The sequence below is a fragment of the Algoriphagus sp. Y33 genome, assembly GCF_014838715.1.
GTDB lineage: Bacteria > Bacteroidota > Bacteroidia > Cytophagales > Cyclobacteriaceae > Algoriphagus.
Window position 1 is genome coordinate 2,926,091 of record NZ_CP061947.1, and the last position, 15,026, is coordinate 2,941,116.

Sequence of the window (15,026 nt, forward strand, 5' to 3'; positions counted from 1 at the left end):
ATAGTGTTAGATTGGGGAAATTAAAGAGACTTTGAAGCCGTCATGATCGCTTCTTTGATGCGGTTATAAGTACCACACCTACAAAGATTCCCAGCCATAGCCAGCTCAATTTCCGCTACACCCGGGCTGGGATTCGAGTTCAGCAAAGCCGCCGCATTCATTATCTGTCCTGATTGACAGTATCCGCATTGGGGCACGATATGTTCTACCCATGCTTTTTGTACCGGATGATCTCCGTTTTCTGAAAGCCCTTCGATAGTTGTAATCTTACCATCTCCCACTGCGGAAATCTGCAAAGAGCAAGATCTTACGGCCACCCCGTCCAGATGCACGGTACAAGCTCCGCAAAGGGATTGTCCGCAGCCAAACTTAGTTCCTTTCATACCCAGAAGGTCTCTGATTACCCACAAGAGCGGCATATCGGCAACGGTATCCACTTCCTTGTTCTCACTATTAATTGTTAGGTTATATTTTGGCATTTTGAATTATTATTATAGATAAACTATTAATTATCAATCTATTAATCAAATATCATATTTCCCTCAAAGTCTTGAAAAGTAGCCGGTCGGGCTACCTCACTATTTTATTAAAGCTCTTCTTTAACATTTCAATTCTTACTTTATCGCTATTGCATTTAATGAATAAAAGCAGGAAAACGAAGTCCGGGTGCCGGAATAGCCCAATGTCTACCCCCTTAGGTCAATCGTATTGTTCATGGAGAAATGGGCTTGGGTAATGCGAATGAATTAATAAATTACTAAATCAATTTGGCATTTCAAGTCAACTAAGCTCTAAAACATTGTAACCGTGAAAAAGCAAAAAAATAAGTAACTGAAAGTGAAGCAAAAGCAGTTACAACCCCGCAAAATCACGTTTTTTTTAATAGCTGTGTTTGGAATAGATGGAATAGCCTACTACATTTGCATCACCAATTCGGAACAAGCTCCGAATAAAACACAAAATTCCTTCTTAGCTCAGCTGGTTAGAGCATCTGACTGTTAATCAGAGGGTCCTTGGTTCGAGCCCAAGAGAAGGAGCTGAAAATTAGCCACTTACAATTAAAAATTGTAAGTGGCTTTTTTATTTTTCAATGCTCATAACCTGTCCCGTAAGGAAGGAAACGGGATTCGGTGCCGTCGGGTTGACCGTCGCAACATTCGAGGCAAAGGTATCCCCACTTTTTTGTAAAGTTTCTCCTTCAATCTTACCCTGACTCCCGGCACAGTTCCGGACGCTGTCTTGAAATAGATCCTAAACTTGTAGTCCCCACCGCAGGAAAGTGCCACATCGTGGAACACCACCCCCGTCCAGGTCGCCGAAAGCGAGGATATGGACAGGGGTTTGGTCAAATGTGCCTAATCATAAAAATCTATCAATCGCTCTTAAAAAACTGTTTTGCTGCGCTAAGAGAAAATATATTCAAATTATTGATTTACTAACAAAGAAAACTCTTTTTGCAGTTGTGCATTTGTGGCTTTAAGTTCCACCATTTCCCTGTTTAAATTAATCACGTAAAGTGTTAGCTCTTCAATCTTTTGGAGTAGTTTGGCTTCCATCTTTCCCAGTTCAACCCCGTTTTCAATTACCTCGGCTTCACCGGGGATATCGGGAAGATGCTTGTTTTCAGTTATGTACTTTTCCACTTCCTCCAGGGTTCGAAGTTTGTACCCATCCCCAAAAACAAAATCCGGCCATCCGGTTAAATCAACTTTCACTTCTTTGGCATGGACTGTTCCATTCACGCTGAGCCTGGCATCAGGATTTGAAGTACCTATGCCTATATTCCCATTTTGGCCTTTGATAAATAAAGCAGAGACTATTCCGCTTCCACCAATATTAGACTGAAAATCAAAACCGCCTCCACCGGAAGTATTTTTAAATTCAAATTGGTTGGCTGAATTTAAATTCATGTAGAACGTCTCATTTCCATCTGAACGTTTGAATCCAAGTTGATTTGTTCCGTTAGTATAACCTATGCTAAGCAGTGAGTTTGGCGAAGTGGTACGGACTCCAACATTCCCATCATTGGTCAAAGTAAGAATTTTGCCCTGGTACCAGTCTATTCCCCTGCCAATAATGAATTTATCCCCATCAGAGTTGTCAACTCCTGTCACCCATCTTTGTACTCCGGTCAGCAAATATTGAATTTTAGCATCTCCTTCGCCTCCCTGTTCAACAGTCAATCCTACATTAGTCGACACATTTTCGTCATTGTTGTATATATGGAGCTTGCTCGCGGGGGAAGGCCTGCCAATCCCTACATTTGCATTTGAAGAAGTCCCCACGGTTCCGCCGGGGGTAAAAAGTGTCTGTGAATGGCCTGGGCTGACCAAGAAACCGACTAAAAGAAAAGCAATCAACTGTTTCATTTTTACTGTTTTAAGGTAGAATTTATACTAAAGAACTATTTTATTACGATTTTATTACGATTTTACTGAATTACAAGCCTTCAATTTCTAAAATCAGATTTCACAGGTAAATTCTCGAACTCCATTTAGCATTAAACTGATATATCATAAGTCCATATCATTCTGCCTAATTATTTTCTCCAGATTTTCAATTCTTTTATTCTGTTCTATAATATACAGGGTCAATTCTTCTATTTTCTGTAATAGCTTTGAGTCCATTTCACCGAGAAATATGCCATTTTCAGCAACTTCCTCAGCACTGGGAATATCTTTCAAATGGCCCTTCTCTTTGATATGCGCTTCAACTTCCGCCAGTGTAGGAAGAACATAATTACCGTTAAAAACAAAGTCAGACCATCCTGTTTCGACTTTTATCTCTTTAGCCCTAATTCTCCCATTTACGGCAAGCATATAACTGCCAAGGGCTAATGTACCGATGCCAACCGAACCATTATTTTCAACAGTAAATTTCACGCCTTGATTTGCATTGAATATACCGCTTGACAACCGCAAAATCGGACCTGTGGAAATTTGGTTAATATAAACAGCAGCCACACTCGACGAATTACGAGTGAAATGATGATATTCAGCATTAGCTTGAGGTGTTCTAAATACGCCAGTGTGAACCTGGGCATTCATTAAAGTAGGGATTATTAAAATAACCCCAAGTATTGGTAGAAATAATTTTTTATTCATATCCTACTGTATTAGTTTATTATTTAGTGTGATTTCGTTTGTCACAAAGAGTAGCAGTTCAGAATTCAATGCATATCAACCGAACCCTACATCAAAAACTGTCAGCCTTATTTAATGAGTGGAATTTATGCATACTATTCCCTGGCAGTGCTCCTAATATATTCAATTCACAACTCAGGAAATATTATCTTTTCATGTGTTTATAATTGATTTTTAATGGTCACATGGAATCTCGCGTGCCAGATAATCATCCCAGTGTGTGACTCTTGAGTCATGCTCGATTTCATATCCTTACTGTAAACATTCTTGATATACTACCGCTTTTTCTCCGGACATGGCATTTTTCCGGACAGCGATGATATTTTGAGTTTTAAAAATTTTCGACTCCCACTATATCCCATTGTTTTTGCCTGATGTTATTTTATCACAGTTTCCCCGGTCAGCTTTGACTCCACTTCAGAAAGTCTCTCCAATACTTTTTTCAGCAACTCATCCTGTTGAATTGCATAAAGCGTCAACTCTTCGATCTTCTCCAGCAATTTTACATTCATTTCCGCCAGATTGACTCCGTTTTCCTTCACCTCCGCTTCTGTCGGGATATTGGGCAGATGGTTGTTCCTTTTAATAAAAGCCCCTACCTCCGATAAGGGCATCAGCTTATATTCAGGACTGAAAACATAATCCGCCCAGCCCGACATGGTGACATTGACTTCTTTGGTTTTTATGACTCCATTGACATTTATCCCACCATTGTTGAACTCTGCCTGTACCCCGTTTGAAGCATACCCCCTGATCAGCCAGCTTTGTGATGAACCGTCATTTCCGTACTGCCTTATATACTGACCGCTGGGATTCGAAGATATAACGGTTGAACCTGAACCAAACCCATTCCATATTGCACTGCCGTCACTGTCCAATCGATAGATCTGCTTACTGGCAGAGTTTCTCCATTGGAAATACATTCCGGCCTTGCGCAAATCAAAAAGCAGTCGTTCATGTGTTAAAAACATTCGTGCATGACCGGACTTATCAGACGTAGAGAGTGAGATATACCCTCCATTCACAGCATTCTTCCCGACAATGTCAATTATAGAGTAATTACCGGTATTTTCAGGAGTAACTGTCCCCACACCCACATTTCCGGTATCGGGGAAATGATTAGTCGTCTGTCCAAAAGTCCAAGTATTCAACGTGACCAAAAGGGTCAGAATGAATAAAAATTGCTTACTGAGATTCTTATTTTCCATTTTCCAGTTTTTCTATTCTCTTAATCAAATCACTGATTAGTTCCTGTTGTACTTTAATGCTTTTGTCCTGTGAGATTGTGTACAGTGTTAATTCCTCTACTTTTTCCAAAAGTTTGACATTCATGCCGGCCAGGTTGACTCCCTCTGCTATTACTTCAGACTCAGAAGGCAACAAAGGAAGGTGCCCGTATTTTAAAGTATTATATCCGTTACAAGCCGCTTTTCCGACTTGTATCCAATCTCCCTTTCCTTCGGATCCCGAAGGTTTATTACACAGAACACAAAATAATCCGCATTCTTATAATCGCAAACTAATCCCCAAGCCCGTCAACGTCAATATTGGCAATAGGACTGATACTTGCAAACTGATATGGCGTCAGCATGGGATATGAACCGTTCAACTGATCCACTCTCAAAAACCTCTGTACGGTTTTTTACCCAGGACTCACTTTTCTCTACGCGTCTATCCAGTCAAAGAACTATCCCAAAATGCCGTTGCATCTCAGCTCACAAGGATATTGATTTAACCACTTCTTACTTTCAACTGAACGTGTTTTCATTTGAAGAAAAAACCCATTCCTTTCAACAGTCATTTCCCCGAAAGAAGAAAAGAAAGCCCGTGTACTAAGTGCATGGCCGGGTGGTCAAGGTTTTTGCAATAAAAAATACTACCCGGGGCATTTGTCTAAGCATCATTTACTCTATATTCTAAAAGCCGTTTCGCAATTTCCATATCTGATAGCTCATCGTTATATGTTTTCACATATTCTTCAACCATTTCCTGTGCCATATACAACGGGAATAGGTTTTCATATAGAACACCGTCCAATTCAATTTTCAATTCATTTGGAATTGAGTCGGCATTAAGAAAAACCACTTCTGAATCTAAGGCCAGTTTATCTTTCACATAAAGCTCAACTAAGTCAAACTCTATATCAGGAAGAAAAACCTGACTAACTGATTCTGCTTTATGAAGGCTTTTTAAGTACGGGATTAATTCAATAATATTCATTACAAGTTATTTATTCCAAATTGACGTTCCTCCTTTTCCATCAGGATGCATAGTATTTCAAAATTTTCCACCGGGAATACTGGGGTGCTGGAATTTAGGCACTAATTGCATAACCCCAGCATTCACATCGTGATGCCAAACCCAATTTCTTGGTGACTTACCTAAAATACTTCCTGTTGATGAACGTGGAACGGAAATCCCTAACTTAGTCACTGAATTTGCAAAAGTAGCATCAGAAGCCAGTGCGTTGCTTAGTGAAGTATTTGCAGCCTGGAAGTGTGCTCGGTAATTACCACCCGGGTATAAGTTGGTTGGGAGATTACTCTCAAAGGCTACAGAATAAAACTCACCACTAGGCAATATTTTACTGGGAGAAGTTATCGATGGTATTTTAATTCTGGAAAGTGCCTCAACCCCTCCGTAAATACTCAATGCAGCTACTGTCCCCAACCTAAACTTGTCCTCAATCGAACCATTTTCGATTGTATAATTGATTCCCCTATAAGCGTCTTTTGCCTCAGAATAAATTGGAATATAATTTGGACCAACAGACTCTGTTGCCATCTGGGGGCGAAAAGCGCTGAAGAAGTCATAGACACCTAAAGCAATCCCCCTGTATGCCTGGTATACTTCCTTGACCTCCTGTTCGGTCGGTTTCTGGAGCATTTCTGTTGTGGTCCCCACACCTGGATACCTCACCGCTTCCAAACCATCCAAATCTATTGCTTGAATTGGAGTATTGCTGGCATACTGATAAGGAGTAAGCATCGGATATGAACCGGTCAGCGGATCCACACTCTAAAACCTCTGTACGGTTTTTCAATCAAAGGACGCTCATCTTATCATAGGTATATCAATTTTGTAATAAGGACGACTGGTATAATCATCCACGTAAAGATTTAGATCACAAAAGTACAAATATCCTTCATGCAATATAAATGGGTGTCCTCTATTACCTTTTAACCGAAAATGAGCTCCATCAATGAAAAAATGATGGTAATTAGAATTTACGGAACCTAACCAATTATTTGCTACCCCACCTCTTCCATAGGTGTATTCTATACTTTTGTCCGTTGAGTAATAGATATCTTTTTGTGAGTTTGCTATACTGTCTATATTGTTGCTTACAAATTGATTCACCTGTGCTGGTAAGTCTCGAAAAGCAACTTTTTCTGCCTTAGATATGTCAAGGTCATAAACCTTTTCTTTGCACGATACCGTGAATAATAACAAGAGTGCTAAAATTAAATGGATCTTCATGGGATTTTATTATTTCTTTCTTTTGGCGCAACACGAGTATTGTCTTGACTTGCTGGATCAGGCTTATATTTCAATGGATCAAATGAACCTGACCCGAGATTAACTGCATTTTTTAACCTCTCTGAAAATGTACCTGGCCTAGTATGCGTGTCATGGAAATTTGAAATATTGGGAATAAAAGCTCCTTGAAAACCTCTCGCCTTAATGTTAATAGCATTTTCAAAAATTCTTCCTGATTCACCGATCTCTCCTGAAGGAAAATTTAAACCTCCAAAATAATTTGGCACAAAAACATTCCCATTAAAACTGAAACTATCTGGTATCAAAAAATCATTACCCCCATTTGCCTGAACTGGATCACCCAAGTGAAAAACATTGAAATGTCTAGCACCGACATTGGAATTTAATTGATACTCTCTCACTGGAGTGTTAATTGTTAAAATGTTATCAACACTCAATCCAAAATCATCGTCTAAAATATTAGCTGCGATTATCGCTACATTCCCTCCATGACTGTGACCTACTAATGTTAAAGGCTGGTTAGGATCTCTGTTTTTTACTACATGCTTTGCTAAGTCTCTAGCAGCCTTTTGTCTAGCGATGTCAGAATTGTTACCACTCCAAGGAAATCTATCCCCCTCTGTATTACCAAAGATCTCGTTGACTGTAGTTTTGGTTAGTTTAGGAAAAGTATTCGGATTAGACCAAGTGCCATGTACATAAAATGCCTCAAGCCCATCTAAGTCGATTGCCTGTATCGGCGTATTGCTGGCATACTGATACGGTGTGAGCATCGGATAAGAACCAGTCAGCGGATCCACACTCAAGAACTTCGCTATCTCGGGGTTATAGATCCTAAACCCGTAGTCGTAGGTGTTTCCACCTCCGCCCATACCCGGGTTGTCCTTTTCCTTGCCGTTAAAGCCATAACGGTAGCCACTGCTTTCTGTTCTGCCGCCCATCGCCAAGCCAAATGGGTAATAATCAGATCGTGATACCACGTCAGTCCAGGTACTGTCGGTCTTTATATGGATGCGGTCAGAGACCACTGCCAAAACATTGCCAAGATGGTTGGAAAGCTCGTACTTTTTTAATCCTACCGTACGATAACCTGCCGCTGATGCGGAATCCAACTGCCCCAAGCGGCTGCTTCCGTAGATGGGACGTTCCAAAAGCAGGTTGTTTTGGTAAACCGCCATCACATTCCCGCTTGCGTCCCTCACGTATCTCGTTATGTTGGTTCCCTGCTTTTTCTCTACCCTATTGCCGCTTGCATCGTATCGGAACTCTATAGGCGAGCCCGAAGACTTGGTCACTTTCCTGACTTTTCCGCTTGGGGTCCATTCTATGTCCGTAATCCCTTCCCCGTTATCACTGATCAGGTTACCTATGGCATCGTACTTATACTGCCCGTCGGCAGGGATAGGAACACCCGCCACTTCCTCTATGGACGCACTGAAAGCGGAACCGCTCCGGATATGGGAGCCCGGCAGAAACACAATCCGGTCGGTTGCTTTGAGTACCGCACTCTGACCCGACGGAAGCACTGCCCCGTCCCCTACCGTAATGTAGCGGTATTGCTGTCCGTCTGCCACCAAGGGATTGCTGTTATATACCTTGTTTTCCGGGACGGTAGGCTGGTATTCGCCAACCACCTTGCGCAGTTTGTTGGTCCCGGGATAGTATTCGTAGTCAAAATCATGGAGCAGCGATGCCCCGGAATCGTTGCGCTTCAGCGTCAGCAGGTTTCCGTTCCCATCATAGGTATAGTTGGCATCATAAGCCTTCGCAGTCGCTGCTGTCCTGGTTGTAAAATTAGTGGTATACTCCCGTAAACTTCTTGCCAGGACGATCCTGTGCAGTTGGTCATATTTGTACAACATCGCCTGCATGTCATACTGGTCCTGCGAGCCGGCCAGCTCGGTGTTCATCCAGGAGATATTGCCGTTGTACAGTCCCGTGTTTCCGCTCACCGAATTGTTTCTGCTCCACAGCGCATCCCTGCTGTCGGTAAGTACTGTTCCCGTGGTGATGGGCACATAATCCCCGCTATAATACCCCAGCGCAAAGGACATGGCATCTTTGCCTGTCCGCATCGAACCCGTACCGTCCCCTCCCGGATCTCCTCCCCCGGGCATGTTCACCCCTTTCAGCCAGCCCTGAAGCGTATAGTAGTAATCCAGCCCCTGCACCTTATGCTCTCCCAGTTCCACCCGTGCCAAAGGCCCATGCGGATAGTAATAGTAGGTGGCATCGGTGGACCAGAGGTACCCGTCCGTGCTGGTCTGAACCGTTTCGATCCGGTTATCCGCATCGTAGGTGTAGTGGTGAACCAGCTGCTCTGCCGTTCCCGGCTGGTAGAACACATAGTTCACATTGCCGCTGATCTGGTCATACTTGTATGCCGTGATCTTATGGGGAAGTCCGGGAATCTGCTGGAGCAGGCTCTTTACATTGCCGTGCGGGTCATAGCTGTAGGCGGTCAGCAACGTATCAGTCTTGCCTTTCTCCAGATGGGCGGTATAACTCACCCGGTTGCGCAGGTGTTCCTGTGTGAATTTCAGGTGTAACCCCGGCTTGGGCGTATCATATCCCGTGACCGTGATATCCCGGCAGGTATAATCCGGGCGTCGGGGAAAATCAAGGGCTTTAAGCTTCTTTTTTAGACTATCCAGGTTTTCCGTGGTGACAAGTTCACCCGTCTCGGTGATCCTGCCCAACCGGTCGTATTTGCTGTAGCTGTAGGAATCTTCTGTTGCCTGTTTGGCATTTTGGGAAAGTCTCAGCTGACCGATGGCGTTGTACCAGAACTGCGAAATCCCCCCATCAGGACTGGATTGCCAGACCAGCCGGTTGTTGCTGTTGTAACGGTACTTGGTAGGCAGTTCATGGCCGGGATTTACCGAAGCCCCGGATTTTACCTGATTGACCTGCGCCGTGGTCAGCGGCTTCACCCCCTTCGGGGGAACCGTCTGCACCAGGTTATTGGCCTGGTCATAATAGTACAGGGTATAGTGATACTCCTTGTTGGTCACCGTCATGTCCAATGTTTCCGTGGCATCTTCCAGACAGGTGGTAGAGGCAGTTCTGAGATAAGACTCCACCCATTTATCCTCCAGTTTTTCCACCGCGGATTCCCGTATCGCCGCACGCAGCGTGTCACGCTCCGCAAGACAGCGTTCCACCACATCTTCCCAGTCGGGCACGTAACTCACCGAAGCAAGCCAGGGATTGAAGGCAGGGTCCAGTTGGTAGGAAGTACAGACGGTTTCGGTTTGCGTTACATAGCCTTCAATTCTTGCTTCCGGAGTTAAAAGTACAATTGTTGGGTAATCAGGATTGGTGACATCAGCTATATATTGTCCCACACAGCCATAACAATTGCCAAAATCCGGCGCAGGACAATCTACATAGATAGAATCGTTGGCAGGTGAGGCGCCTGTTACAGCATTTCCTTCCTTATACCATTGATAATTTGAAGGACTGCCGAGATCCTTGCCCACATCGGTTGATAAATTCACACCACCACTATTATAAACAATATATTTAGTCTGTTCAGAATTTGTACGTTGGGGAGAGTAATAATTTGGCTGAGGCCAATACTGGGTCTTATTGCCCAGGTCGGTAAAATAATAGTAGTTATGCGATAATCTGAACTGTCCCGGACCATTGGTCAATAAACATAAGGGGATATCACCTTCCAATTGATTCATTTGGGCATAGAACAAAACCAAATTGGAAAGTGAACAGAGACTTGCCGGTAACTGGCCTGTCAATTCATTGTAATCCAGCCTTAGGGTATGCAGATTGGAAAGATTCCCAATCTGGGAAGGTATGTTGCCGCTTAGCTGATTTTCTGACAGGTTTAAATATTGAAGATTTGTCATACTCCCCACTTCCTGTGGAATGGGACCTTCCAGTTGATTTAACAGCAACAATAGGTTGGTTACTTTCTTTAAATTTCCAAAAGAGGCAGGAATTGGGCCCGATAATTCATTATCATACAAAAAAAGCAATTCCAATTTATCAAGATTGCCAATCTGCGGAGAAATAAGCCCTTCTATCTCATTGTCATGCAGATACAAGGATTTAAGTTCGAGTAAATTCCCGATAGAGGATGGAATCACACCCGAAATACGGTTTTGCTGCAAGTGAAGCAACTCAAGGCTTGTCAGGTTTCCTATGGAAAGCGGAATAGAACCTGACAGATCATTGTTGTACAGGTATAAATTTCTAAGGCTCGAAAGAGTCCCAATTGAATAGGGTATGGTGCCCGTAAGCTGGTTGTCGTTAAGGATCAGAAATTCCAAAGAGCCAAGATTGTTCAGATAGGCAGGAATAGTTCCCGTCAGAGAATTAAAGGACAGCTGGATTGTCTTCAGTGTTGATGAATATCCTATTGACTGGGGGATGGTACCGGTAAGTTGGTTTTGGTCAATATGGATTTCCCTCAAGCTGTCCATTTCGTGGAATATATTCGGCAGCTGGCCGGTAAGACCGTTTAGGGGTAGCCGTAGTGTCCTCAGGTAATCAAGATCCCTGATACTCTCAGGAAGAGTCCCATTCAGGTTATTGCCGTTTAGATGTATATCGGTCACATGCCCGTTTATATCAACCGTCACTCCACTCCATCCCTGGACTGACTGTACCACGTTCGGATTTGCCGAACTCCACCCTGCCTTATTAGTCCAGTTTGCCCCTCCCGTGGCCTGATAAAAATCCATTAAGGCACTGTACTCTTCCTGACTTGGCAGAGAACCGGAAAAGGCAGACACGTTGGTAGTGCCCTTAGATGCGGAGCTCTTAGTTTCACTCTGCTTTGAAGAAGGACGTATCTTAACATCCATGCCCAGCCTCTCCTCCAATTCAAGAGCCAAGCGGCTCGCCAATTGCTCAATTTCAGCCAACTCCCCGTCAGATCCCTCCCACATCAGTGACTTCTGAACAGGCGGATTTGCGGCTCTGCCAAGTATTTGACATTCATTTTCCCCGGGGATTACCGGACCCGTAACTAGGGTTTGAGCAGTACAAATAAACGGATTTTCCGTAGCGACTGCGGCGAGTGAACAGCCTTTGGATTGCAGCAGATTTGCCAACGGAGCCAATAAAGGATCATTTAAATCCTCGGTCAATATCAGGTTGAAAAAATTACCCGCCCTGTCCTGATTGAAATAATTCTTAAGTGAATTCCTGATTGTAGCCTGCTGGGCAGCGGTAAAGTCACCCGAACATTTGCTCTGCACCATCGCCACTGACTGGTCAAGCTCCTCTTCGGAAACGGGATCTTCCAGACCGTTTTGGGCAGCCCATTGCTCCAGTTCATTGATGCTTTTCGGAAGCTCATTGCCTGTCGCAAACCGGGCTTTAAATGACGGACAGGAAACTATCTCAGGAATAGTCAGTTTTACTTCATTGCTGGCCTGTGTGTAAAAGGAGGAGTACATCTGCCACCGTGCACTGTCCAAAGCACCCTGTAATTGCTGACCGGTCAATCCCCGGCTCAATATGTCATAGTAAAGTACATGCTTGCCGTTGGGATCTTTGGTCCCGGAGGCATTCACACGCATGGATACATTCCCGGGATCAACCACTGCCGGCAGCGAGCCTCCAAGGCCGTTCCCAAGCGTAATGTTGGACAGTTTGGCATTCAGGGCACCTGTATAGGAGGCACCTATACCTCCGGTCTTGTAAAAAGGGTCTACATTCTGGATCGGATAATATCCATTGGCTACCGCCTGGGACATGGTCGCAATCTGCACCAGCTCAAGCTCCACCTTTCTGGCTCCGCTGTTCCGGACCATCAGTTCATAACCGCAGTAGTCCTGATGGTTCCTGATCATAGATGATACCGCCGCCGTGTCCGCCGCGGCTTCCGATCCCAGCTGCAACAGTACTTCGCTTCTTATTTGGGCATATGCCCCTGCTATCTCTGCTTCCACCACCCCGTCTATTGCTTCAATGATTGCATCTACGGCTTCCGGAGAAGTTTCATCACAGATCTCACAGTCACCCAGATCCTGACCCGCCGCATTCTCCACCGCCAGTTTCTCCTGCTGGAAGATGCTGCTTGAGCGGATCTCCGAGATGATCTCGCTGTAGCTCTTCTCTTTTACCTTCAGCTCTTTTATAACCCTGTATTCCCCGAGCTTGGACAGATTCAGCGAAATATTGACTGTGCCCAACTCCGTCTCTACCTGACAATCCGACGCCGTAAATGTCTTTTTGAATATTTCTGCCAGCGGTTCCTCATCTCCCGATATCGCAGGTAGACTTACCATTAAGCCGTCAGGATCCACCAGACTCATGCTCAGCGTGAACTCACAGTCTTGGCATCCTACCCGGTCCAGATCACTCCCTATTCCTGCAAGTGAATAGGCAAAGGCATAGGGGGTATTGGCAGTGGTGTTGACAAAGGAAGCATCGACCAGCTTGCTGCCGCCTTTGGATTTATTGTGGGAGATCAGGTCATACACCACCGAACCCCAGCCCGCAGTTTCCCTGGCAGCATACTCCGCCAAAGGGGTGACGTTTGAAGGGCTGTTTCCCGCAAGTGCCGTGGCTACCACCTGTCCCTCTTGGTTGATGTACTGGATAGACGCCTGGTCGTTGGGATCCACGATGACTTCCTTGCGGTAATGCACTGCATCCCCCACGTTGGCCCCAAACAGGCGGATCAGTTCCTCGGGAAAGGCTTGTGCGTAAAATTTGCGGGTAGTATTCGCCCCGTCAATCCTGAACCTGCTTCCCGGTTGGCTCTGTTTCTTCACCCGGCCTGTTGGATCGGAGGTATATTCGGTGAATACGGCACCGTAGCCCTGGGCATTGGGAAGATAAGCTTTGTTGGCCATGTCCATCGTATTGGACGCAGAGTAATATTTCCCCGCTCCATAACTGCTTTGGATTGGATTGTTGGCAACAACCCCGTTATCGTAATGGTATTTGTTTTTCGTCTTGTTGGCATAATCGACCTCAGGGGTTATTTGGGCGATGCTGTTGTTGAACCTGTTGTACTTTGACCTAAACTTCAGGCTTGTACTTGGATCGGGAGACGGAAGAAACTGTACTGCCTCACGGCCCTCAAAATCATACCAGGTCTCCGATACCAGCGTGTGCTCTCCACCACTTAGGGTGCTGATCTGCTGCCTGGACCGTAAGCTTCCGTCCAGGTAGTTTATGGTTTTCTTATACCTTCCCCCCTCTATGAAATCCGTCCTCACCTGCCAGTTGTAAGCGGTCTGCTGGTTGCTGACCGACGTTCCGCCGTTCGGGCCATAGGCCCAGTTTCCGGGGATTTTCATTTCCGGGAAATCCGGATGGTACCCCACCGACCGCACACGGTAGTACAGTTTGCCCTGTGGATAATAAACCGGGAACGAGTAACTGTTGGATGTCAGGCGTACTCCCACTCCCTCCCGGTGCGCAAATGCTCCCACAGCCGTGTTGCCTGTATAATTGTCATGGACGGAGATAAACACCCATTCCAGGTCATACTCCCTGAAATCAGAATTCGGAGCAGTCCAGTTGACCGTCGCAACATTCGAGGCATAACCCGCCGTCAATGCGGGAACCTGCGCGGGGTCAAAGGTATTCCCCACCTTTTTGTAAAGTTTCTCCGTCAATCTTACCCTGGCTCCCGGGACGGTTCCGGACGCTGTCTTGGAATGGATCTTAAACTTGTAATCCCCCCCGCAGGAAAGTGCCACGTCATGAAAAACCACTCCTGTCCAGGTACCTGTCCCGGAAGCAATGGAAAGCGGCTTGGTCCATTTGACTGTCCCGTTTTCCAGAAAGCTGAGCTGCAAGTCTGCCTGCCAGTCCGCCCCGGTGTTAAAGTCCCCCAGGTCATAGTCCAGCTCAAAACCCACATAATACTGTCCCGTCAAGCAGGGAGGGGTCTGAAACACGTCAAAGGTGTTGCCTGCGGCAAATGTGTTCCAGGGAATCACATGCTCTATCGGGGAAAAAGAAGCAATCCCACCGGGAACCATCACCAGTTCGGAGGGGATAAAACTCCTGTTTTCGGGGATTCTGAGGCTGAGCTCACGGGTGGTGGCAGAAAAGACACTACCCTTTTTGGTCTTCACCCGGTAGGTATAGGTGTTGCCCACCGTCAATCCCGTATTCGTATAAGTGCCCGATGTGCCTGCCACCGTAGCCAGCTGGGTGAAATTCCCGCCGTTTATCTTCCTTTCCACCACAAATGAATCCGCGGATTCCCCCGAATAGGTCCAAACAAGCTTTATCGAATTGTGTGAGGCAAAGAAGGCCTTAAAAGAGGAAGGGACGGAAACGGCAATTGGAGCGGCCGTTAACCCGCCAATGCAGGCCCAAACCAACAGCAGCGCAACCAATCCGCCCAATCGGGCTTTTCTTAAATGTATGTGTTTACTATCCATAAAAATC

At 45.3% G+C, this 15,026-nt stretch carries 9 protein-coding genes and 1 tRNA gene; 1 reads left to right on the forward strand and 9 read right to left on the reverse strand.

The annotated features are described in order from the left end of the window. Nucleotides 1-20: 20 nt before the first annotated feature. Nucleotides 21-479 carry a (2Fe-2S)-binding protein gene (locus ID165_RS11865; RefSeq protein ID WP_192350822.1) on the reverse strand — a complete coding sequence of 153 codons (459 nt, stop codon included), beginning with the start codon at nucleotides 477-479 and terminating at the stop codon, nucleotides 21-23. A 484-nt stretch (nucleotides 480-963) separates the two neighbouring features. Here ID165_RS11865 and ID165_RS11870 point away from each other — a divergent pair. After that, nucleotides 964-1,037, forward strand: a tRNA-Asn gene (locus ID165_RS11870). A 387-nt stretch (nucleotides 1,038-1,424) separates the two neighbouring features. Here the strand turns inward: ID165_RS11870 and ID165_RS11875 are convergent. The 8 genes from ID165_RS11875 to ID165_RS11905 form a co-directional block, all read right to left on the reverse strand. Then, nucleotides 1,425-2,369: a hypothetical protein gene (locus tag ID165_RS11875; protein ID WP_192350824.1), complete on the reverse strand. Its 945-nt coding sequence runs from the start codon at nucleotides 2,367-2,369 to the stop codon at nucleotides 1,425-1,427. A gap of 144 nt (nucleotides 2,370-2,513) precedes the next feature. Then, nucleotides 2,514-3,104, reverse strand: a complete 591-nt coding sequence (locus ID165_RS11880; RefSeq protein WP_192350826.1) for a hypothetical protein — start codon at nucleotides 3,102-3,104, stop codon at nucleotides 2,514-2,516. A 416-nt stretch (nucleotides 3,105-3,520) separates the two neighbouring features. Continuing rightward, on the reverse strand, nucleotides 3,521-4,351 hold the full coding sequence (locus tag ID165_RS11885; protein ID WP_192350828.1) for a hypothetical protein: 831 nt from the start codon (nucleotides 4,349-4,351) through the stop codon (nucleotides 3,521-3,523). Then, nucleotides 4,341-4,475 (reverse strand): hypothetical protein, encoded by a 135-nt coding sequence (locus ID165_RS26930; protein WP_255505213.1) that lies wholly within the window; start codon nucleotides 4,473-4,475, stop codon nucleotides 4,341-4,343. Before ID165_RS26930 ends, ID165_RS11885 begins: the two co-directional genes overlap by 11 nt. 561 nt (nucleotides 4,476-5,036) lie before the next feature. After that, nucleotides 5,037-5,363 carry a hypothetical protein gene (locus tag ID165_RS11890; RefSeq protein ID WP_192350830.1) on the reverse strand — a complete coding sequence of 109 codons (327 nt, stop codon included), beginning with the start codon at nucleotides 5,361-5,363 and terminating at the stop codon, nucleotides 5,037-5,039. A gap of 57 nt (nucleotides 5,364-5,420) precedes the next feature. Beyond that, complete coding sequence (locus ID165_RS11895; protein WP_192350832.1) at nucleotides 5,421-6,131, reverse strand: HNH endonuclease; 711 nt, start codon at nucleotides 6,129-6,131, stop codon at nucleotides 5,421-5,423. 66 nt (nucleotides 6,132-6,197) lie between these two features. Further along, on the reverse strand, nucleotides 6,198-6,623 hold the full coding sequence (locus ID165_RS11900; protein WP_192350834.1) for a hypothetical protein: 426 nt from the start codon (nucleotides 6,621-6,623) through the stop codon (nucleotides 6,198-6,200). Then, entirely contained in the window at nucleotides 6,620-15,019 is an 8,400-nt protein-coding gene (locus ID165_RS11905) for an RHS repeat-associated core domain-containing protein (protein WP_192350836.1), read from the reverse strand. The genes ID165_RS11900 and ID165_RS11905 overlap by 4 nt, the downstream gene beginning before the upstream one ends. Nucleotides 15,020-15,026 lie beyond the last annotated feature (7 nt).